The following is a 23,961-nucleotide window of genomic DNA, read 5'->3' as shown; positions in this document are numbered from 1 at the left end:
GTCAGACGCCCAGGCGTTGCTTGACCTCGGCGAAGAACGGGATGTGGCGGTAGTCCTTCGCGTCCGGGTCGTAGTCGGTGTACTGGTTGGTGAAGGCGAACAGGTCCTGCTGCACCTCCTCCGCCGGTTTGGTGTGCACCCGCTGCTCGATGCGCTCGATCTCACCGAGGAACTGCGCCAGCACGGCGGGCAACCGCGGATGGACGTGGATCAGGCCGCCGCGCAGCTCGATGCCGCCGTGGCCGGACAGGTAGTTGAAGAGCAGCTGCGAGGCGACGGCGTCGTAGTTGGGGCGCGGGATGCCCTCCACCGCGTAGCGCAGCAGCCGCTCGGCGAGGATGTACTCGTACGCCAGCCGCGCCTGCTCGGCGGGCAGGTGCGGATCGTCGAGGCAGACCAGCATCGCCGAGACGTCGACGCGCAGCTCCTCCAGGCCCGCCAGCGGCTTCAGCTTCTTGATCGGCAGGTACTCGGGGATCGGCATGTCCCCCTGCCGGTGGTGGTACTCGTGCAGGCGTACCCACCAGGAGGAAGCCTGCTCGACCGTGCGGTCGTCGACACCGCGCAGCAGCGGGAAGCTGCCTTCGCCCATCACCGCGTCGATCATCTTGCGGGTGATCCGGTTGTGCCGCTCGACGAACTTGTTGATGAAGTAGAAGATCAGGTCATCGCCCTGCTGGATGCCGTCGATGTGGTTCTCCGGGAACAGCGCCACCACGACGCGCGAGTCGAACCCCGTCGAGCCGGAGGTGATGTTCACCGGCATGGTGGGGCTGGCGTAGCGGGTGGCCAGGTGCGGGTTCGTCGGCAGCGTCTCGTAGGTCAGGTAGTCAAGTGACAGCGACGGGAAGTAGGACGCGTCGAACAGCGAGAAGATCCGCTGGTCGCGCCCCTCGTTTATGTGTTCCTTGACCGCGGCGAGCCGTGGCGTGGCGGCGTAGCCGCGCAGGTCGTCGACCAACGCCTGAGCGATCGTCAGGCGGCCCAGGTGCGGCGCGTCCGCGATCTGCTGGGCAAGCTGGTCCAGGAAGTGTTGGTCGCGGAAGGATCCCCGCGATCCGGCGATCTTTTCCCGGATGGCGTTGACCTCATCGATGACCTCGGATTCGGTGTCGTCGTGGGACATCGTTCACCTCTCTTCCGCTTCGTTGCCGCCGACCGCGACGGCCGCTGCTGGGCGTGCGAGAACTTCGGTGCGCTCGGGTCGCCCCGGTGGGGGCGGCTGCCGCTGCGTCGGGGTCCGGCTGTCGACCAACTGGAGCAGCGGACCCGTCATGAACGTGGTGACAAGCGCCATGACGACGAGGACGGCATAGAGTTCCGGGCCGATCAGTCCCGCGGATCTGCCGACCTCGAGCACGATCAGTTCGGTGAGCCCGCGGGTGTTCACCAGGACCGCGATCAGCGACGACTGTCGGGCGTCCAGGCCACGCAGGCGGCTCACCAGGTACGCGGGCACCATCTTGCCGAGGATCGCCACCACCATGATCACGCCCAGCACGGCGAAGCCGTCCGCGCCCAGCACGCCGATGTCGACGGACAGCCCCGTGGTGACGAAGAACAGCGGCAGCAACAGGCTCGCGGTCTGCTGCACCGGCGCCAGCACCTCGCCGATCGGGGAGCCCTCGCGGCGTGGCATGACCAGCCCGGCGAGGAAACCGCCGAACACCGCGTGCAGCCCGAGCGACTCGGTGACCCAGGCGCTGCCGAGGGCGATGACCACGGCGACCGGCACCGGATTGGCCAGCAGCGCCGCCGGGCGCGCCAGCCACCAGCGCAGCACCGGGCGGACCACCGCGAACAGGAACCCGGTGAACGCGGCCAGCAGCGCCAGCATGATCGGCCAGGGCCAGCGGGTGGACTGGCCGGCGTCGCTGAGCACCGCCGCCAGCACCACCCACGCGGTGACGTCCATGAACCCGGCCGCCGCGACCGACACCGTACCCGCGGTCGTGTTGGCGATGCCGCGCTCACGCACGATGGCCGCCAGCACCGGCAGCGCGGTGATCGCCACCGCGACCGCCAGGAACATCGCGAACGAGCCATGACCGGCGTGCTCGGGGTCGACGGCGGTGAACAGCCTGCCGCCCAACTGGACGGCCAGCAGGGCGAGCACCATCGGGACCACCACCCCGGCCGCCGCGATGCTGATCGAGGTACGCCCGGCCCGGAAGGTACGGAAGTCGATCTCGTAGCCGGCCACGAACATGAACAGCACCACCGCGATCTGCGACAGCACCGTCAGGAACGGCCGGGCCTCGGCCGGGAACAGGAACGCGGACGGGTCACCGGGCAGGCGGCCCAGCAGGGTGGGCCCCAGCGCGATGCCGGCGATGATCTGCCCGATCACGGTGGGCTGCCCCAGGCGGCGGGCCACCCTGCCGAACATCCAGGACACCAGGATGACCAGGGCCACATCGCCCAGGACGGCGACGATGAGATGACTCACCGGTCCTCCCCTTCGGTGGCACCGTCGATTCCGGCGCGCAGCGTGGCCAGGTCGGCGTCCGGGTGCTGGACGATCCGCTCCAGCAGGTGCTGGTAGCCGTGGGCCAGGCCGTCGGCGGTGCGCCTGGCGAACAGGTCGGTGCTGTACTCCAGGTGGCCCGCCAACCCGGAGTCGGTCTCGCGCAGCGACATGCTGAGGTCGAACTTCGCCGTGCCCGGGTCCACCGCGACCGGCTGCGCCGCCAGGTCACCCAGGCCGACCGGGTCGGGCGGCGGCTCCGCGCCGCCGTCCATCGCCGCCAGGTTGAACATCACCTGGAACACCGGGGACCAGCCGGGGTCGGCCTGCGGGGCGAGGGTGCGGGCCAACTCGGCGAAGGGCAGATCCCGGTGCGCCTGCGCCTGCGCGATCACCTCCCGGGTCTGCGCCAGCAGCGCGGTGAACGGCCGCTGCGGGCTGACGTCCAGCCGCATCACCAGCGCGTTGACGAAGTACCCGACGACGCCGTCGAGTTCGGCAGCGGGCCGGTTGCTCACCGGCGAGCCGATCGCCAGCTCCCGGTCCCGGGTGCGCCCACCCAGCAGAACCGCGTACGCCGCCAGCAGGGTGTGATACAGCGAAACGCCGTGCTCGGCGCTGGCCTCGCGTAGCCGCTCCAGCAGTCCGGACGGGACCGTCACCTGCACCGCCGCGCCCTGGTACGACTTCACCGGGCAGCGGGGGTAGTCGGTGCGCAGCGAAACGCAGGCGGGCAGCCCGGTCAGCTGCGCGTGCCAGTACGCACGCTGGCGGTCCAGCTCGGCCTCGGCGAGGTGCCGGCGTTGCCAACGCGCGAAGTCGGCGTACTGCACGGGCAGCGGCGCGAACCGCGGTTCCCGGCCCTGCCGGTACTCGCCGTACGCGACCGCGATCTCCCGCAGCACGATGCTTGTGGACCAGCCGTCGAACACGCCCCAGGGACGGGTCAGCACCAGGACGTGCTCCTGCGGCGCGAGCGCCAGCAGGTGAGCACGGAGCAGGTGCCGATCCTCCGGCGCGAACGGACGCAGCCGCTCCGCCCGCAGCCACTCGGTGAGCGTCTCGTCGCCGTCGGCGGCCGGCACGTCGAGCACCTGCACCGCGAAGCCGTCGGCACCGTTGATCTGCTGCACGACGGTGCCGTCCTGCGGCAGATAGCTGGTGCGCAGGATCGCGTGCCGCCGCACCACCGCCCGCACCGCCTCGGCGCAGGCCCGCCGATCCAGGTCACCGCGCAGCCGCAACGCCAGCTGGACGTTCGCGTGCGCGGTGGCCAGATGCGCGGGCGCACGCAGGAACCACAGATCCTGTTGGGCGGTGGCCAGCGGCGCGACCGCGCCCTCCCCCGCAGGTTCGGCCGGGACCAGATCCGCGACCGGCTCCTGCGGGCCGGCGTCGACCGGCGTCCGGTGCAGCCGGCCCAGTTCCTCGTCCAGCGCCGCAGCCAGCTCCGCCACCGTGGCAGCGGTGAGGATGAGCTGCAACGACAGGTCCGCGCCGGTCTCCTTCTTCACCCGCAGGTTGAGGCGGGTGGCCAGCAGCGAGTGCCCGCCCAGGTTGAAGAAGTTGTCCTGCAACCCGACCCGGTCGAGCCCGAGTACGCCGCCGATGAGGCGGCACAGGGTCTGTTCGGTTTCGGTGCGCGGCGCGACGTACACCTCCTTGGCGGTGTCGTCCTCGTCCGGCGGGGGCAGCGCACGCCTGTCCACCTTGCCGTGCGCGGTGACCGGCAGCTCCTCAAGCACCACGAACGCGCCGGGGACCAGGTGCTCGGGCAGCCGCGCCGACAGGTACTCACGCAACTCGCGGACCAGCGCCGCGCCCAGCCGACCGACCTGCGGCGCGTTGGCCAGACGCGAGGCGCGGTAGGCCGAGCGGGCTCGGACCCGGGGCAACTCGCCCCGGCCCAGCACAAGATCGAGCCCCTGCGGGCGCTCCTGTGACCAGGTCGCCGCGACCTCGTAGCCCAACTGCTCGGCGTGCCGCAGCGCTGCCTCCAGCTCCCGAATCTCCTCCTGGGCCCGCGCCGACAGGCGGACTCCGCCGGCCGGCGGCTCCACCTGACGCGACGGCGCCCAGTGCGACAGCGCGGCGCTGACCGCCACGTCGGCGGCGACGCGCGGGTTGGTCAGGCCGGTGACGCCGAACCGGTCCGGCGCGCCGGCATCGAGCAGGGCCCGCAGCTCGGCCGGGTTCGCCGCGTCATGCCAGGGGTGATCGGCGACCGGGGCAGCGGGACCCTTGGTCAGCACCACGTCGTAGCGGTAGGCGAGCATCTCGTTGCTGCCCACGCCCCGCTTGACCATGATGTCGACCCCGCCCAGCTCCGGGAAGCGCTCCGACAGCCGGGCAAAGTAGGTGGGGCTGACCAGCAGCTCGGTCTCCTGCCGGCGGCGGCGCTGCACCTGCGCGGCCAGCGCACCGGCGGTGGTCGGCACGCCGGCGCGGGTACGCTCCACCGCGCAGACGTGCGCGGAGAACAGGTCCAGGTTGCGGACGTCGCCCAGCAGGATGCGACCGCCCTCCTCGACCAGGGGCAGGATCCGCGCCACGACCTCGTCCAGGTAGTGGCGGCCGGGAAAGTACTGCACCACGGAGTTGAGCACCACCAGGTCGAACGCGGCCCGGCCGATCTCCTCGCCCAGTTCGGCGACGGACCGGGCGTCGCCCTCGCGCAGCGTCACGTGCGACCAGCCGCGCCGTTGCACGCCCCGGCGTACGGCGGCCAGCGCCGAGGCGGAGATGTCGACGCCGTGCACCCGCTCGCAGTCCTGCGCGTAGCGCAGCAGCAGCAGGCCGGTACCGCAGCCGATCTCCAACAGGCGCTTGGGCCGCAGCCGGCGGATGCGCGCGACGGTCCCGTCGATCCACTCCCGCATTTCGGACTCCGGGACGGGCTCGCCGGTGTAGCTGCTCTCCCAGCCTGCCAGGTCGAGATCGTCGGGGACGTCCTCGCCGCCGCTGCGGGAGTACTGCTGCTCGAACAACCGCTCCCACTGACCGAGGTGGTCACCGGACTGCTGCTGGACGGCCTGGTCCAGCCACTGCTCGGCGGGGCGCACGTACGCGCTGAGCGACCGCGACTGCCCGGCGGTCTGCGGCACGACCACGGCGCTGTGCACCGCGGGGTGCGCCTGCAACACCGTCTCGATCTCGCCCGGTTCGACCCGGAACCCGCGGACCTTCACCTGGTCGTCGACGCGGCCACGGAACTCAAGCGTCCCGTCCGGGAGCCGGCGCACCAGGTCGCCACTGCGGTAGAGCCGCCCGGCCGGATCGTCGCCGAACGGGTCGCGCACGAACCGCGCCGCGGTCAGCTCCGGGTCGTCGAGGTAGCCACGGGCCACCCCGGCACCACCCAGACAGAGCTCGCCGATCACGCCGTCGGGCACCAGCCGCAACCGCTCGTCGGTCACGTACGCGGTGGTGTGCGGCACCGGCCGGCCGATCGGCACCCGGGCGTCGTCGGCGAGGTCGCGCGGAATTTCGTGGTACGTGGAGGCGATGCTGTTCTCGGTCGGGCCGTATCCGTTCACGACGGTCAGGTACGGATGATCCTGCTGGAGCCGGCGCACGTCGCGGGCCGAGAACGTGTCACCGACCACGGCCAGGTAGCGCAGCGGCAGCTCGCGACCGGACGCCGCCTCGGCGAACTCCGGCAGGAACGCGGCCGACAGCAGCATCGTGCCGACACCGGTACGCGCCACGCAGTCCAGCAGCTGGCCGGGGTCGCGGGCGTCGCCGTCGTGCAGCACCAGCACCCCGCCGCACAGCAGCGGAGTGAGCACCTCCTGGGTGCCGGCGTCGAACGAGATGGACGAGTGGTGCAGCACCACGGTGTCCTCGTCGGCGGCGAAGTAGTCGGGGTTGCGCACCAGCCGGGCCACGCCGCGCTGCGTCACAAGCACGCCCTTGGGCCGCCCGGTGGAGCCGGAGGTGAAGATCGCGTAGGCGAGATGGTCCGGGGTGAGCCCGGTCCGGGACGGATTGTGCTCGGGCCGGCCGGCGAGTACCTGCGCCCGGTCGCCGGCGCGCTCGCCGGTGTCCAGGTGCACCACCTCGGCGACCTGGTCGAACAGCGGATCCGGCAGGCGGGACTGCCCCAGTACGAGGCGCACTCCGGACGCTTCGAGCAGTGCGCGGATGCGCTGCTCGGGGTAGTCCGGGTCGATCGGGACGTACGCACCGCCCGCCTTCAAGATGCCCAGCAGCCCGGCCACCAGGTCCGGGGACCGGTCGGCGCACAGCCCGACCAGGACGTCCGGGCCGACGCCTGCGGCGCGCAGATGGTGCGCGATCCGGTTGGCCCGCGCGTTGAGCTGCGCGTAGGTCAGCTGCTGCGCGCCGTGGCGGACCGCGACCGCCCCCGGTCGCCGTGCCGCCTGCTCCTCGAACAGCTCGGCGAGTCCGGCGTCGGCGGGGTAGGGCGGGCTCGCGCCTCGGGCCACGGCCAGCGACCGCTCCCGCTGCGCCACCGGCAGCACGTCGATATCAAGCGCCAGGGTGCTGCGGCCGTCGTCGGCGGCGAGCGCGTCGACGATGCCCGCCAGCGCCGTCTCCACGTAGGCCAGCAGCTGCTCCGGTTCGATTCCCTCGTCGATCTGGACGGTAAGCGACAGCTCGTCACCGAGATCGTCGAGCGAGATCCCCATCGGATAGTTGGTGCGGTCCAGGACGGCCAGCCAGGAAATGCCCTGGCCCTCCAGGGACGGTGCGGCGACGCCGTCCGCCGCAGGCTCGAAATGCCGGAAGTTGATCGCGGCGCTGAACAGCGGGGTGTCGCTGTCCAGCCCGCTGCACCGCTGGGCCAGGCTCAGCGAGGACTGCTCCCGGGCGATCAGCTCGCGCAGCCCGTCGGCCACCTGGTCGACCAGCTCGCGGACGGTCCGCCCGGCCAGCCGTACCCGCAGCGGCAGGGTGTTGATGAAGTTGCCGAGCATCCGCTCCACGCCCGGCACCTCCTGCATGCGCCCGGACATGACGGTGCCGAACACGACGTCGTCCCGCCCGCTGCCGGCGGCCACGACCCGGGCGGCGGCGGCATGGAAGAGCCAGGCCGGGCTCAACCCGAGCCGCCCGGCCTCGGCCCGCAGCCGGCCGGTGAGGTCGGCGGACAGGGCGCGACGCGGCTTGCGGGTACGCCGGCCGTCGCCGCGCACGTCGGTGAGTCCGAACGGCACCGTCGGCTCGGTGACGTCGCCGAGGACCCGGCGGAAGTACTCCTCGGCGTCGCCGGTGCGCAACTGGCGCAGGGTGTGCGCCACGAAGTCGCGGTACGGCGCGGGCGGGGCGAGCAGGTCTGCGCGCCCGGCCATGTGCGCCGCCGCCTCGTCGACGATCAGCCGCATCGAGGTGGCGTCCTCGATGAGGTGGTGGAAGTTGACAAGCAGGAACCGGCGCGGCGAGTCGGGGTCCGCCGCGACCCGGACCTTCATCATCGGCGCCTGGTCCGGACGCAGCTCGGCGGGCCGCTCCAGCAGCGCACGGGCCTGCTGCTCGCGGTCGGTGCCGGCCGTCGCGTGCACAGCGAGCTCGACGCGCTCCACGGGCAGCGTCGCGTTGCGGTACACCACCTGCACCGGCTCGGCCAGCCCCTCGGTGAGCACGGCGGTACGCATCACGTCGTGCCGGTCCACCACCGCCTGCAAGGCGTCGGTGAACGCGGTGCACGCCGCCTCGTCCGCGGCGGTGAACACCACCGACATGACGTACGGGTCGTTGTCGGGGTCCATCAGGTGGTGGAAGAGGATGCCCTCCTGCGAGGGAACCAGCGGGTAGACGTCCTGCACGTTTGCCGCACCGCCGGGTACCCGGGCCGCGACGGCGTCCAGTTGCTCCTGGCTCAGCCCGACCAGGGGCAGCAGCTGCGGGGTGAGCCGTGCGCACCCCGCAGGGAGGAGGTTCGGCGGCACCGGCCCGGCCCCGTCGGTCGGGCCGGTGGCCGCGTCGATGCACGCCGCGAGGCCGGCCAGGGTCGGGTCGCGGAACACGTCGCGCACTGCCAGGTGCAGGCCGACCTCGCGCAGCCGCGCCACGAGCACGGTGATGAGCAGCGAGTGCCCGCCGAGGGTGAAGAAGTTGTCGTGCCGGCTGATCCGGTCGGTGTCGAAGCCGAGCAGGTCCGCCCAGATCGAGGCCAGGGTCCGTTCGGTGCCCGCAGCGGGGGCGGCGTGGCCGCCGGACTCCCGGGCCGCGTAGTCCTCGATGCCGGGGGCGGGCAGCGCCGCGCGATCGAGTTTGCCGTTTGTGGTCAGGGGCAGATCGGGCAGCATCAGGTAGGCGCTGGGCAGCATGTACTCGGGCAGTGTCCGGCGCGCCAACTGGTCGAGGTCGGCGCGTAGCTCCGGCTCCGGCTGGCCATCGACGGGCACGACGTATGCGACCAGCTGACGGTTGCCGGGGCGATCGGCGCGGACCACGACGGCACAGGTACGCACGCCGGGGTGCTCGTTGAGGCAGGCGATGATCTCGCCCAGCTCGATCCGGTAGCCGCGCACCTTGACCTGGTCGTCGTTGCGGCCGAGGAACTCCAGCGAGCCGTCTGCCAGCCGGCGGGCCAGGTCTCCGGTGCGGTACATGCGTGCGCCCGACTCGCCGCGGAACGGGTCGTCCAGAAACCGTTCGGCGGTCAGCTCGGGCCGGTACAGGTAGCCGCGGGCCACGCCCCGGCCGCCCACGTACATCTCGCCCACCGCACCGGTCGGCACGGGCCGGCGGTGCTGGTCGAGCAGGTAGACGGCCAGGTCGGGCAGCGGTCCGCCGATCGGGCTGGCGCCGCGCCGGGTGTCGGCCTCCGTGATCACCCGGTGGGTGACGTGCACGGTCGTCTCGGTGATCCCGTACATGTTGACCAGCTCGACGCCGGCGTTTGCCGGGCGCGCGAACCACGGTCGCAGCGTCGCCGGGTCCAACGCCTCGCCGCCGAACACCACGGTCCGCAGCCGGTGCGGGGCCGGGTCCTCGCCCTGCGCGGCGATCAGCTGCCCGAACGCGGTAGGCGTCTGGTTGAGCACGGTGACGCCCTCGGCGCACAGCAGGGCGTAGAAGTCGTGCGCGCTGCGGGCGGTGTCCCGCCCGACCACGACCAGCCGTCCGCCGTGCAGCAGCGCGCCCCACATCTCCCAGACGGAGAAGTCGAAGGCGAACGAGTGGAACAACGTCCACACGTCGTCGGGCCCGAACCCGAAGTACGCCCGGGTCTCGGTGAACAGGCGGGTGACCTGGCGGTGTTCGACAAGCACGCCCTTCGGCCGGCCGGTCGAACCCGACGTGTAGATCACGTACGCCAGGTCGGCCGGGCCGGCCCCAGGCTGCGGCACGAGGTCGTCGGCGGGCAGCCAGTCCCAGCGGGCCCGCACGTCGATCACGACGGCATTTCCGGTGACCAGCCCCTCGGGGACCGCGCCGTCGACGAATAACACCCGCGGTCTGCTGTCGGACAGCACCTCCCCCAGCCGGGCCACCGGCGCCGCCGGGTCCAGCGGCAGGTACGCCCCACCGGACTTCAGCGCGGCGAGCGCGCACACCACCAGCCACTCGCTGGCAGGCAGGCAGAGCGCCACAAGTGTCTCGCGGCCGACGCCCTGCGCCCGCAGATACCGCGCCAACCGGTTCGCCCGCGCGTTCAGCTCCCGGTAGGTCAGCTCGCGGTCGGCGCACCGCACGGCCACCGCGTCCGGCGTACGGCGCACGACGTCCTCGAACCACTCGTGCAGACGGGGCCCGGTCGGTGCGGCCGGCACGGACGCCGCCCATCCGGCGGTGACGTCCGCGCGTTCGGCGTCGTCCATCAGGTCGAGTTGGGAGACGCGCTTCTCCGGCGTACGGGCGATGTCGGCCAGCAGCGTGGTGAAGTGCCGCACGAAACGCTTGATCGTCGCCGGGTCGTAGAGGGCGGTGTCGTACTCCACCGCCCCGGCCAGGCCGTCGGGCGTCTCACGCAGGTCGACGGTGAGATCGAACTTGGCGATGGTGAAATCGACGTCGACCGGGGTCACCTCGAACCCGCCGAGGGTCAGTCGCGGCTGTGCCTGCTCCTCCTGGAGCACGAGCACGGTCTGGAACACCGGTGAGTGGCTCAGGCTGCGGTCCACCTGCAAGGCGTCCACCACGGCCTCGAACGGCACGTCCTGGTGGTCGAAGGCGGCCAGGACGGTCCGCTTCACCCGGGCGAGCAGCTCGGCGAAGGTCGGGTCACCGGAGAGGTCGTTGCGCATCACCAGGGTGTTGGCGAACAGCCCGATGAGCCCCTCGATCTCGGCCCGGTTGCGGTTGGCCACGATGGTGCCGACGGCTATGTCGGTCTGCTGGGTGTAGCGGTGCAGCACGACGCTGTACGCCGCCAGCAGGGTCATGTAGAGGGTCACGCCGTGCTCGTCGCTGATCCGCCGGAGCCGGTCGAGCAGGTTCGGCGGGCAACGGAAGAACTCCCGGGTGCCGTCGTAGCCGCGCACCGGCGGCCGGGGCCGGTCGGCGGGCAGCGTCAACGTCGCGTCCACGCCGGCGAGCTGCTCCTTCCAGTACGCCACCTGGCGTGCCTGCACGTCGCCCGCCAGCCACGCGCGCTGCCAGTGCGCGAAGTCGGCGTACTGCACCGGCAACGGTTCGAGTGCCGCCTCGCGGCCCTGTCGGCCGGCCTCGTAGAGCGCGGTGACGTCGCGGAAGAACACGCCGACCGACCAGCCGTCCGCCACGGTGTGGTGCATCGTCACCATGAGCACGTGCTCGATGTCGCTGCGACGCAGCAGCACCGCCCGGATCAGGCAGTCGCGGGCCAGGTCGAAGGGGGTGAGCATCTCCCGCTGGCAGATCCGCGGGATGTCGGCCGGGTCGGCGACGTCCTGCTCGCGCACGGTGAAACCCGCGCCGTCGTCGATGCACTGGTACGGCACGCCGTCGCGCTCCTCGAACCGCGTGCGGAGCGCCTCGTGGCGGCGTACCAGGTCGGCGAGGGCGCGGCGCAGCGCGTCCCGGTCGAGCGGCCCGTGCAGCCGCATCGCCATGGGCACGTTGTAGGTCGCGCTGGCCCCCTCGATCTGGGCGAGGAACCACAGCCGCTGCTGGGCGAAGGACAGCGGCAGCGGCTGCTCCGCGGACCGGGGCAGGCGCGGGATGATGTCGAGCGCGGACAGGTCGACGCCCTGTTGGCGCAGCATCGCGATCACGGCGCGCTGTCGCTTGGCGGGCATGGACTGGATCCTGCGGACCAGCTCCTGCCTGCTCTGCTGGTGCGGCGTGCTCAAGGTCGGCCCCCTGCCTGGTGCTCGGCGTCGCGGACGGCGTCTGCCGTGTCCAGGGCGTCCAGCTCCGCGTCGGTCATGTTCTCGATCAGGTCGATGCTGGAGCTGATCGCGTCGAGGTTCAGCGGGACGGCAGCCTTGGTGTCCGGCATGTCCCGTGCCACCGCGGCGGCGAGATCGGCCAGTTGTCGCGCGTCGAAGATGGTCTGCACCCGCAGTTCCACCCCGGTCCGCCGCTTGATCATGTTGATCATCCGGGTGACCAGCAGCGAGTTGCCGCCCAGCGAGAAGAAGTTGCTCTCCACACCGAGCTGACCGGCGTCGGTGTTCAGCAGCTCGGCCCAGACCTCCGAAACGACCTGTTCGGCCTCGGTACGCGGGGCCGTGCCCTGCTCCTCGGTCCGCTGCGGCAGTGCTGGCGCGGGCAGCGCCCGGGTGTCGAGCTTGCCGTTGCCGGTAAGTGGCAGCCGGTCCAGCAGCACGTAGCCGGAGGGCACCATGTACGGCGGGAGCACGGCCCGCAGCGCCGCGTCCAGCTCGGTTCGCAGCGCCTGCTCGGCCGGCTCGGACAACCGCGCCGCCGGCACGAGGTACCCGACCAGACGCCGGTCGTCGCCCTGCCCGCGCACCACCACGCGGGCGTCCGCGACCGCCGGGTGCTCATTGAGGCGGGTGGTGATCTCGCCCAGCTCGATCCGGTAGCCGCGCACCTTGACCTGGTCGTCGTTGCGCCCGAGGAACTCCAGCGAACCGTCCGGCAGTCGCCGCCCCAGGTCCCCGGTCCGGTACATGCGCGCACCCGGCACGTTGCTGAACGGGTCGTGGAGGAACCGCTGCGCGGTCAGCTCCGGCCGGTTCAGGTAGCCACGGCCCACCGCCTCGCCGCCGATGACCAGCTCACCCACCGCACCGGTCGGCGTCGGACGCTGGTGGCGGTCCAGCACGTACACGCTCAGCCCCGGCATCGGGCCACCGATGGGCCTGGTGGTGAGGCGGGTGTCGGGCTCGGTGACCTGCCGGTACGTGGTGACCACGGTCGTCTCCGTGGTGCCCCACATGTTCACCAGCCGGGTACCGGCGTTGACCGGCCGTTTGAACCACGGCCCCAGCGCCGAGGCATCCAGTTCCTCGCCGCCGAGGACCACGGTCCGTACCCGGTGCGGGGTCGGATCCTCGCCCTGCGCCGAGATCAGCTGGCCGAACCCGGTGGGCGTCTGTCCCAACACGGTGACGCCCTCGACGCAGAGCAGCCGGTAGAAGTCCTGCGGGCTGCGGGCCACCTCCTGGGTGACCACCACGAGGTGGCCGCGATGCAGCAGCGCGCCCCACATCTCCCACACGGTGAAGTCGAAGGCGAACGAGTGGAACAGGGTCCACACGTCGCCCGGCCGGTAGTCGAACCACTCCTGCGCCGCGAGGAAGAACCGGACCACGTGCCGGTGCTCGATCATCACGCCCTTCGGCTTGCCGGTCGAGCCGGAGGTGTAGATGACGTACGCCAGATCCGACGGGCTCGCCCCCGCCACCGGGTCCAGGTCGTCGGCGCTCAGCGACCCCCGGCGCGCGGCGTCGCCGGGCACGTCCAGCACGAGCGCCGCGCCCGTGTCCAGCCCGGCGGGCGCCGCCCCGTCCACAAGCAGCACCTGCGGCGCGCTGTCGCCGAGCACATGCCCCAGCCGTTCCACCGGCGCGGACGGGTCCAGCGGCACGTACGCCCCGCCTGCCTTCACCACGGCCAGCGCGCTCACCACCAGCCACTCGCTACGGGGCAGGCACAGCGCCACCAGCGACTCGCGGCCCACCCCCAGTTCCCGCAGCTGCCGCGCCAGTCGGTTGGCGTGCGCGTTCAGCTCGCCGTAGGTCAGGACCCGGCCCGCGCACCGCACCGCCACCATCTCCGGTGCCTGGCGGGCCACGTCCTCGAACCAGGCGGGCAGCATCCGCTGTGCGTCGGCGGTGGCCACGCCCTCCTCGATCGCCACCGGCTCCCAGGCGTACGTGGCGACCTCGCGGTGCTGCATCGCCGCCGGCAGCACCGGCAGCGAAAGAGCCGGCGCTGCGCCGTCCTGCTCCGACAGCGCCGCCACCACGGCGGCCACGGCGGCCTCCAGGCAGTCGATGACGACGTTTGCGTCCTGCGCCCGGTCGACGAGTGCCTCGACCTCGTACCCGTCGCCGAGGTCGTCGACCGAGACGGTCACCGGATAGTTGCTGCGCTCCACCACGCCGGAGAGCGGCGTGACGCCCACCCGCGCGAGCAGGCGCTCGGTTGCGCCGTCAGCGGGCATGCGGCGGTAGTTGAAGATCGCGTTGAACAGCGGTGCGTCGGCGGGCAGGCCGCAGTGCGCCCGCGCCTCGGTGAGCGCCACCTGCTCGTGGCGCACCAGTTCGTGCAGCAGTTCCTCCACCCGGCCGACCAGCTCCCGTACGCTGCGTCCGGCGAGGTCCAGGCGCATCGGCAGGGTGTTGATGAAGCTGCCGACCATCCGCTCCACGCCTGCGGGCCCCTGCGTCCGGCCGGACAGCACGGTGCCGAACGTGACGTCGTCGCGATCGGACCAGGACGCGACGGCCAGCGCCCAGCCGGCGTGGAACAGGGTCGCCGGACTGGTACGCAGCCGGGCCGCCACCTCGGCTACCCGCCGGCTCAGCGCCTCGTCCAGCGGGCGGCGCAGTTCGAGCACCTCCTGCCCGTCGCCGTGCACGTCAGGTAGGCCGAAGACGACCGTGGGCTCGTCGACGTCGGCAAGCATCGGCCCGAAGAAGGCGGCGGGATCGAGCTCGGCCGGGCGCGGGTGGGCGATGAAAGCGCGGTAGGGCACCGGCGCCGGCAGGGCCTCGGCGCGACCCTCCATGCACGCGACGATCTCGTCGAGGAGCAGGCCGAGGGAGGCGGCGTCGTGGATGATGTGGTGCAGGCTCAGCGCCGCGTACCACCCGCCCGTGCCGGGATGCCGGCCGGCCCGCAGCCGCACCAGCGGGGCCTGGTCCAGCGGCATGCGCGGGGCGTCGCGCAGCAGCTCACCCAGTTGCTGCGCGGCCGAATCACCGTCGTGCAACGCGATCTCCTCGACGGCGAGCGTCGCCTGCCGCAGCACCGCCTGCACCGGGCGGCTCAGCCCGTCGGCCAGGACGATGGTGCGCAGCGCGTCGTGCCGGACGATCACCGCTTGCAGTGCCCGCGCGAAGCTGTCCAGCCGGTCGCGGTCGGCGAAGGAGAACAGCCCGGAGGAGACGTACGGGTCGTGCGCGCTCTCCTTGAGGTGGTGGAAGTACATGCCCTCCTGAAGCGGGGCGAGCGGGTACACGTCCTGAACATTCGCCGCGCCGCCGGGCACCGCGGCGACGATCGTCGCGATCTCCTGCTCGGTGAGCGTCACCAGCGGGAGCAGGTCGGGGGTGATCCGGGTGGTGCCCGCGGGGATTCCGCCCGGCACGGGCGGCCGGTCGGCACCGGCGTCCGGCTGGGCGTCTGTCCCGTCGATGACGACCGCGAGCCGCGTCGGGCCGTCGGCAGGCGCCGGGCGGGTCGTCACGGGCCGCACCGCCTCGGCGACGGCTGCCAGGGTGCGGGCCCCGAGGATCGCGGCCGGATCGCCGGGCAGGCCCCGCTCCGCCAGCAGCGCGGCGAACCGGTGCGCCAACAGCGAGTGGCCGCCAAGCGCGGTGAAGCTGTCATCCAGACCGACCTCGCCGGCCGGGAAGCCGAGCACCTGCGCGCAGACCTCCCGCACGGTCTCCGCCACGGCATCCGGCGCGGGCGGTGCGTCCGGCGTGACCGCCACGGCATCCGGCGCGGGCGGTGCGTTCGGCGTGACCGCCACGGGAGCGGACCGGGTGGCCGGGGTCATGCCCGCCAGCCAGTAGCTGCCCCGGTCGAAGACGGTGCCCGGCAGTGGCAGCAGCCGTCGGCGGCCCGGATGCAGCCCACGCCACGGGATGCGCACCCCGTACACCCACAGCTCGGCGAGTCGGTCGAGGTCCCCGTCGGCGACCAGGGCGGCCAGGAACGCCTCGCCGCCGGCCCCCTCAAGCGCCCCGAGCAGCGGAGCCGGCGCGGCGGTGATGCTGCCGGCGTACCCCGGCACCGCCTCGACACCGCCGGTCGGGTCGAGGTAGCGGGCGAGGCGCACGCGCAGTTCCGCGACGTCGCCGGCCACCACCGCGAATCGCTCGGCCAGCGCCTCGCGGCCCACTTGCAGCGTGTACGCGACATCCGCGAGCTGGACCGCGTCGTTGCGGTCGAGGAACTCGTCCAGCCGGCGCACCGCGGTACGCAGCCGCGCCGAATCGGCGGCCGACAGCACGACCAACTGCGGACCGGTGTTGTCCGGCTCCGGCGGCTCGACCGGGCGCTGCGGCGGGGCTTCCACCACGAGGCTGACGTGGCTGCCGCCGGCCGCCACCGAGTTGATCAGGGCGCGGCGGACGGTCGGCCGCCCCTGCGCGTCGGTGCGCTGTTCCCACGGGGTCAGCCGCTCGCACAGCGCCAGCGGGCCGCCGTGCAGGTCCACGTTGGGGTTGGGCTTGCCGACGTCGGTGAGCGGAGTCAGCTCGCCGTGGCGCAGTTGGAGGGCGACCTTGGTCAGCTGCGCGATGCCGGAGGCCGCCTCCGGGTGCCCGATGTTCGACTTCACGGAGCCGACGAGCACGGGGGCGGGTACGCCCGCGAACACCTCCCGCAGGGCGCTCAGTTCGATCTCGTCGGACATCGCCGTGCCGTTTGCCGCCGACTCCACGTACCCGATCGAGTCGGCGGCGGTGCCGGCCTGTTCCAGGGCCCTGCGCATCACGGTGACCTGGGCTCGGCGGCTGGGCGCGAGGAAGCCGCCGGCGCGACCGCTGTGGAGCGAGGCGGTGCCCTTGATGACGGCGTGCACCTCGTCGCCGTCGCGTAGGGCCGCCGCCAGCGGCTTGAGCAGGACCGCCCCGACGGCCTCTGCGGGCAGGTAGCCGTCGCCGTCGCGGAAGCTGCGGCTGCCCGGGTGGGTGCCGAGCAGCTGCATCTGCGACAGGGCGAGGAACTTGTCCGGGTGGGTCGCGAGGTTGACCCCGCCGGCCACGGCCAGCTCGCTCTCGCCACGGTTCAGGTCGGCGCAGGCCAGGTGGATGGCCATCGCCGAGGAGGTGCACATGCTGTCGACGGCCAGGCTCGCCCCCTCCAGACCGAAGAAGTGCGAGACCCGGTTGGCGATGGCGTTGTACGAGGCGGTCGCGGTGAGCGCCGCCAGCGCCGGATCGTCGCCGTCGGCCCGGTACAGCTGGTACGCCGCGCCGACGTAGACGCCGACGCGCCGGCCGTACCGTCGCGCGATGACGTCCTGGGTGACGCCGCTACCCTCGAACAGCTCCCAGACCGTCTCCAGGAACAGCCGCTGCTGTGGGTCCATCACCGCCGCCTCGCGCGGCGCGATGCCGAACAACGCGCGGTCGAACCGGTCGATGCCGTCGAGGAAGCCGCCCCAGGCCCCATCGCCGGGCGCGTCGCCCCAGCGGTCGGCGGGCGGCTTGGTGACGCAGTCGCGGCCCTCGCGCAGGCAGGCCCAGAACGTGTCCAGGTCCTGCGCCTGCGGGTAACGCCCGGCGATGCCGATGACGGCGACGTCCATGAACTCACCTCTACGTTCGGCGGCCCGGAACGTGCGCTCCGGTGCGGTGGCGATCTGCTGGGCCGGGACAGGGGACGCGGCGACGGGCGACTCGTCGGGGGCGGCAGGCGGCAGCGGCGCGGCGGGCGCGGGTTCACCGAGCAGGGCGCGCAGCGCCGCCGCATGCTCGGCGGCGAGGTGCTCGGCCAGTTCTTGCAGCGTGGGCCGCTCGAGCAGCAGGGTCCGGGGCAGCGGGCCGAAGGTCTCCTCCAGCGCGGTGACCGCGGCGACCGCGAGCACGGAGTCCATGCCGTAGCGCTCCAACTGAACGTCGGGGTGCAGGCGTTCCGGCGCGAGCTTGAGGATCCCGGCGACGGTCTGCCGCAGGTGCCTGAGGGCTCGCTCCGCCATCGGCCGGCCGCCGCTCGCCGGCCCGGCCGCCCCGTCGGGGTCGGCGACAGCGTCCTGGCGGTCCGTGGTGTGGCCCCGCGCGTCGGTGCCGTCCCGGGCCGCCGCGCGGGTGGGGGCTGGTGCGGGGTAGCTGTCGGCGATGCGTCGAACGGCCTCGGGTCGGCCGGCGAGCACGACCAGGCTGCCGTCCCCAGCCGCACCCGGGTCGGTGAGCGCACGCCGCAGCACGGCCAGCCCGCGGGCGGTGTCCAGCGGGGCCAGGCCGAGAGCGCGCAGCCGGGTCGCGACTGCCTCGTGCGCGCCCATGCCACCGTCGGCCCACAGCGGCCAGCCGACGGACACGGTTCGGCCGCTGCGCCGTCCGGCCGCGACGAGCAGGTTCCGGCGCACCGCGTACGCGTCCAGGAACGCGCCGGCCGCGGCGTAGTCGGCCTGTCCGACGTTGCCGAAGACACCGCTGATCGAGGACAGGCAGACGAGGAACTCCAGCGGCTGGTCCTGGCTCAGCTCGTCCAGGTTGACCAGCCCGGCGACCTTCGGCCCGAGGACGACCGGCAGCTCCTGCGCGGGTTTGCCCACGATCAGCCGGTCGTCGATGACGCCTGCGGCGTGCACGATGCCGGTAAGCGGACCGTGGTCGCGGGTGACGTCGGCCAGCAGCCGACCGACGGCGGCCCGGTCGGCGACGTCGGCGCGCCGGTGTTCGACGGTCAGCCCCGCGGCGCGCAGCGCGGCCCGGGTGCTCCGCAGTTCCTCGCCCGGCGCGGAACGTCCCACCAGGACGATCGTGGCGTGCCTGACGGCTGCGGCGATGTCGCTCGCCACGAGGCGGCCCAGTGCGCCACCGCCGCCGCTGATCAGGTACACGCCGCCGTCGCGCCAGGGCATGCCCGGTTCGCCGTCGCCGACCTCCACAAGCGCGGCGGTGTGTCGGCGGCCGTCGCGGTGGCGTACCTCGGGCACGGGGTCGGCGCCCGCCTCGGCGACCAGCCGGGCCGCGACGACGTCGGCCGGCGCCCCGTCGAGGCAGTCCACGAGCTGCGTACGCAGTGCCGGGTTCTCCAGCGCGGCCGTGCGCAGCATGCCGGTCAGCCCGCGCAGGCAGGCCAGCTGTTCCCGCTGTGCCGGGTCGACGGCGGGCTGGGCCAGCGCGACCTGCACCAGTGCCACCCCGGGCAGACCTGGTCGCAGCACCTCCTGAAGCAGCGTGAACACCGCACGCGCGGCGGCGAGGTACTGCTGGTCCAGCGGGCCGTCGACGACGTCGACGAAGCGCAGGCCGGTGCCCGGTGGCAGCGCGGCGCGCAAGCTGTCGCGGTCGGCCGCCGTGAGCGTGCCGACCACCGCCACCTGATGTGCGACGTACCCGGCAACCCCCTCCGGTACGCGCAGTGCAGGATCGGGTAAGCGCAGTGCAGGATCGGGTGACGGCGGGTCGGCGACCCAGACCGGGCGCAGCAGCGCCAACCCGTCCTCCGGCGGGACCGGGTGTGCGTCAGACTGCCGTGTGACGCGGGCGGGAGCCGCCTCCTCCACCGGGGCCAGCTCGATCCAGCAACGCTCGCGGGCGAACGGGTAACCGGGCAGCGGCACCCGCCGAGGCAACGACGTGGCCGCGCCCGCGCCGACGGCGTACGCCTGCCACACCGTCTCCCACGGCACCGCCGTGCCGGTAGCCCACAACCGCAGCAACCGCGCGGCCGTGCCGTCGCGCGACCAGTCGTCGAGAGCCGCGGCGAGCTCGACCTCGTCCTGGATGACCTCCTGGAGCACCGTGCCCCGCACCCAGCCCGCAGCCGACGTCGGCCGCGCGACGAACGCGTCGAGCAGCGCGCGGACCTGCGCGAGCGAGTTCGCCGCGAAGGCCAGCCGCTCCGGCAGGACGGTGCGACCCGTTTGCAGTGTCCAGGCCACGCCGGGCAGGTCCGCCTCGGTCAGCTGATCGAGGCGGGCCGACAGCCGCCGGGCCTGCGCGACCAACTGTGCCTCGCTCATCGCGGAGAGCACCAGCAGCGCGGCGGGGCCGCCGTCCGGCCGAGGCACGGCGACGGGCGGGATGTGCTCGGTGAGGACGACGTGTGCGTTCGCGCCGCCCGCGCCGAAGCTGGACACCCCGGCAACGCGGGGAAATGCGCGGCGCTGACCGCCGTCGTGCACGGTGGGCGGCTGCCACGTGGCCAGGTCGCGCTGGACCCGCAGCGGGGTCCCCGTGAAGTCGATGTGCGGGTTGAGCGTGTCCGCGTGCAGGCTGGGGACGAGTTCACGGTGCCGCATCTGCAACAGCACCTTGGTGAGCCCGGCGATCCCGGCCGCGCTCTCGGCGTGCCCGATGTTCGACTTGACCGAGCCGATCGCGCAGTGCGCCGGGCCACAGCCCGCGTCCGTGAAGGCGCGCAGCAGGCCGGCGATCTCGATCGGGTCACCCAACGCGGTGCCGGTGCCGTGCGCCTCCAGGTAGCTCAGCGCGCGGGGATCCGCCCCGGACGCGGCCAGAGCCTCGCCGACGACCCGGCTCTGCGCCACCGGGCTGGGCACGGTGTAACCGTTGGTGCGGCCACCATGGTTCACCGCTGTTCCGTTGATCACGGCATGGATGTGGTCGCGGTCCGCCAGCGCCTGGGCCAGCGGCTTGAGCAGCACCGCGCCTACGCCCTCGCCGGGCACGTAGCCGTCACCACCAGCGCCGAAGCTGCGGCAGCGGCCGTCGCTGGACAGATAGCCGCGCTGGGCCAGCATCAGGTACTTGTTCGGGTGGGCGGTCAGGTTCACGCCGCCCGCGATCGCCGCGCCGCACTGTCCGCTGCGGATCGCCTCACAGGCCAGGTGGATGGCGGTCAGCGAGGACGAGCACATGGTGTCCACGCTCAGGCTCGGCCCGGTGAAGCCGTAGCAGTAGGAAACCCGGTTGGACACCGAGGAGGCGCTGCCCGACAGCGCCACCGCCTGGCCGCGTTCCTGTGCCTGGGCGCCGTAGAGCTGGTAGTCCTGGTACATCACCCCGGCGAACACGCCCACCCGGCCGCTTGTGCGGTTGAGCAACTCGGCGGTGTATCCGGCGTCCTCCAGCACGTGGTGGGCGCACTCCAGGAACAGGCGCTCGTGCGGGTCGAGGTGCTCCGCCTCGCGCAGCGAGATCTGGAAGAACAGCGGGTCGAACAGGTCGATACCGTCGAGAAAGCCGCCCCAGTAGCCGTCCGCGTCGGCGTCGGCCCACCGGGGGTGCTCCCAGCGGCCGGCCGGCACCCTGCGCACGGAGTCACGGCCGCCGCGCAGGTTCGCCCAGAACTCGTCCAGATCCGCGGCGTCCGGGTAGCGCCCGCTGACCCCGATCACGGCGATGTCCAGCCCGGACCCCGCCGGCGCGGGCTCGACCATCTGCCCGGACCCCGCCGGCGCGGGCTCGACCATCTGCCCGGACTCCACCGGCTCGGGTCCGGGCACGGCTGGCGGGTCCGGCAGGGCGCGGACACTCAGCCCGACCAGGTCGGCACAGACGCGGCCCTGCTCGTCGAAGACCGTGACGTCAAGCATCGGCTGCGCCGCATCCGGTCCGCTGCCCGGTTGGTACCGGACCCAGGCGTGGGCCCGGGGCGGGGCGGTGGCACGCGCGTCGACCTGGGCGACGGCGAACGGCAGCGCGGGCCGCGCCGATCCCGTCGCGGCGGCGAGCCGCAGTCCCGCGACGGCTTGCAGCGCGCCGTCCAGGATGGCCGGATGCAGCAGCCAGCCGGCCGGCGGGTCGGCGGCGTCGGGCAGGCCCAGTTCGGCCAGCACCTGGGGATGACCTGCCGCGTCGATGCCGGTACGCAGGCCGGTCAGGGCGCGCAGTGCCGGGCCGTGGTCCAGCCCGGCGGCGGCGAACAGGTCGTAGGCGTGCGCCACCGGGATCGACGGCCCGGCGCAGCCCGCCCGGGCGTCCGCGAGGTCGGGTAGCGTGCGGTCGTCGTCGTCCACCAGCCGCGCCCGGCCCTGGCAGCAGAGTTCTCCCTGGCCGGTGATCTCGAACGCGGCACCCGCACCGGCTGCTCGCACGCTCACCCGCAGCTCCAGCCCGTGCGCGCCGGCCCGCGCCGGGCGCAGCCACACGACGTCGTGCAGCCGCACCGTCCGTCCGGGCGGCGGGTCGAGGGCGGCGGCCACCGCCGCGCACGCCGCCTCCAGCTGGGCGACCGCGGGCAGCACCCGCTCGCCGCGCACCCGGTGGTCGTGCAGGTAAGGCTCACTGCCGTCCAGTTCGGAGCTGAACACCACGCCACCGTCGTCGGGCAGGCGGCGGTGCAGCATGGGGTGCGGGCGGGACGGCGTCGACTCCGCGCCGGGCGCGACGGGCTCCGCCGCAGGCGCGACGGGCTCCGCCGCAGGCGCGGCGAGGTGCGCCGCCAGGCTGCGCACGGTCGGGTGCGCGAGGAGCACGGCCGGGGTCAGCGCCAGGCCGTAGCGCTCGTTCAGGCGCTCCACAAGCGTGGATCGGCCGACCAGGTCGAGCCCGAGGTCCACCAACTCGATGTCCGGCGAGACCTCGGCCACGGGCAGGTCCAGCAGCGACGCGATCTCGCTGCTCAGCTCGGCGCGTACGGCGGCCGCCGCGTCCGCCGAGGCAGCGTTGGTGGTGACGACGGGCGCGGCCGGGTGGGGCTGGGCGAGCCGGTCGCGCAGCCAGGCCGCAAGCTCGGCGATTGTGGTGTGCTCGAAGACGACGGTCGGTGACAGTTCCAGCGACAGCCGGTCCTCCAGCTCGGCCACCAGGCCCAGCAGCCCGGCAGAGGTCAGCCCGAGCTGGTAGTAGCCGACGTGCGTGCCGACCTCGGCGGTGGGCACCCCGAGGCGCGCCGCCACCAGCTCCCGCAACAGGGCAGTCACGTCCGCGCCCGCCGCCTGTGCCGACCCGGCCGCCGGGCGCGGAGTAGCCGCCGCAGGGACCGGGTCCCGCGCTTCGCGCCCGTCCAGCGAGACCTCCGCGCGCACCCGCTTGGCCACCACCTGCCCGATCTCGGCGATCTTCACACCGTCCGCGTCGTAGAACTCCACGGCGAGGCGGAACAGCTCCTCGTCCCGGCGCGCCGAGACCGCCGGGACCCGAACGAAGCAGCGCTGCCCGAGCGGGGCGATCGCCCGGAACGACTCGAACACCAGCGGCAGGTACAGCTCATCGCCCTGGTGCCGCTCGTTGAGCACGTGGATGCCCACGCCGCCGCCGAGCAGGCCCGCCTCGAACAGCGCCGGGTGGAACAGGAAGTCGGCCCGGCCGCCCTGCTGGGCTGCGGGCAGCTCCAGCTCGGTAACCGCATCGTCGGCCCGGTGGTGCACCACGCCGTCGGCCTTCATCAGGCCCGAGTGGACCAGCTCCCGCGCACGGAACCAGGCGTAGACGTCGGCGAGCGGCAGCAGCCGGCCGGCGGGGCTGAGCGGTAGCGCCAGCCGCTCGGCGAAGTCCGCGCGCGGCACCCGGTGCACGCCCGTCACGGCGTGGGTGACCTCGGCTGCGTCCGGCGTACGCCGGCTGCTGATCTCCACGCGGAGCCCGCCGGCCGGCGCCGGTCGTCCCGCCACGGTGGTGAGCACCTGCTCGCCGGGTTCGACGACCAGCGGCGCGTGGATCGTGAGGTTGCGGAGCTCGACCTCTGCCATCGGGTACCCGTGCCGGGCGAGCACCTGGAGCGCCAGGTCCACGTAGCCGACGCCAGGCAGGATGGCGCGACCGCGCACGAGGTGGCCGCGCAGCAGCGGGTTGTCGGCGGTGACGGTGAAGGTCTCGTGGAACGTCGACGATCCGGCCGTCAGCATTTATTCCCCCGATTTTCGGTCGGCAATAGGCAGCGTCGAATCGCGAAATGGCGATTCTTCGCACGCCACCGAACTACCCCGCCGCGAATGGGCGCGGCACGGCACGGATTTGCTTCAGAAATTCGTCGAGCACACCTCGTCGACAAGTGTCGAGTGCGTGCTCAGCGCAAAGTGGACATCCGCCAACCAGCGGCAATGCGTGACCGAGAGGCTAAACGGCCTCAGCGAGATGGAATGAGTGCGGTGACGGCTGGATGTCGCGACATGAACTGCGATGACATAGTCAACCCCCGTGTGACTGATTGGCAGTGCCGCGTGCAGCACGGAGGGTCTCACCCTCCGTGGACGCCATAGACTACCGTGACTCTCAACCCTGACGCAAGGCAGTCCGATGACGACGGAGCGTCTAGCTCAGACCCGAGCCTTGCAGACCTTCGAGCTCTTGGGAAGGGCTGGCTGACGACGAAAATCA

At 72.9% G+C, this 23,961-nt stretch carries 4 protein-coding genes; all 4 read right to left on the bottom strand.

All coding sequences use genetic code 11. The features are described 5' to 3' along the window. Position 1: 1 nt before the first annotated feature. The 4 genes from QQG74_RS13125 to QQG74_RS13110 are packed head-to-tail and all read right to left on the bottom strand — an operon-like array spanning position 2 to position 23,489. Positions 2-1,126 carry a DUF6421 family protein gene (locus tag QQG74_RS13125; protein ID WP_341720550.1) on the bottom strand — a complete coding sequence of 375 codons (1,125 nt, stop codon included), beginning with the start codon at positions 1,124-1,126 and terminating at the stop codon, positions 2-4. A gap of 3 nt (positions 1,127-1,129) precedes the next feature. Then, positions 1,130-2,449 carry a cation:proton antiporter gene (locus tag QQG74_RS13120; RefSeq protein WP_341720549.1) on the bottom strand — a complete coding sequence of 440 codons (1,320 nt, stop codon included), beginning with the start codon at positions 2,447-2,449 and terminating at the stop codon, positions 1,130-1,132. Continuing rightward, entirely contained in the window at positions 2,446-11,655 is a 9,210-nt protein-coding gene (locus tag QQG74_RS13115) for an amino acid adenylation domain-containing protein (protein WP_341720548.1), read from the bottom strand. The genes QQG74_RS13120 and QQG74_RS13115 overlap by 4 nt, the downstream gene beginning before the upstream one ends. Before the next feature lie 50 nt (positions 11,656-11,705). After that, positions 11,706-23,489: an amino acid adenylation domain-containing protein gene (locus QQG74_RS13110; protein ID WP_341720547.1), complete on the bottom strand. Its 11,784-nt coding sequence runs from the start codon at positions 23,487-23,489 to the stop codon at positions 11,706-11,708. Positions 23,490-23,961: the final 472 nt, after the last annotated feature.

The organism is Micromonospora sp. FIMYZ51, assembly GCF_038246755.1.
Taxonomy (GTDB): Bacteria; Actinomycetota; Actinomycetes; order Mycobacteriales; family Micromonosporaceae; genus Micromonospora.
The sequence above is the reverse complement of the archived record's forward strand: the minus strand, read 5'-3'. Positions and strand labels throughout refer to the sequence as shown.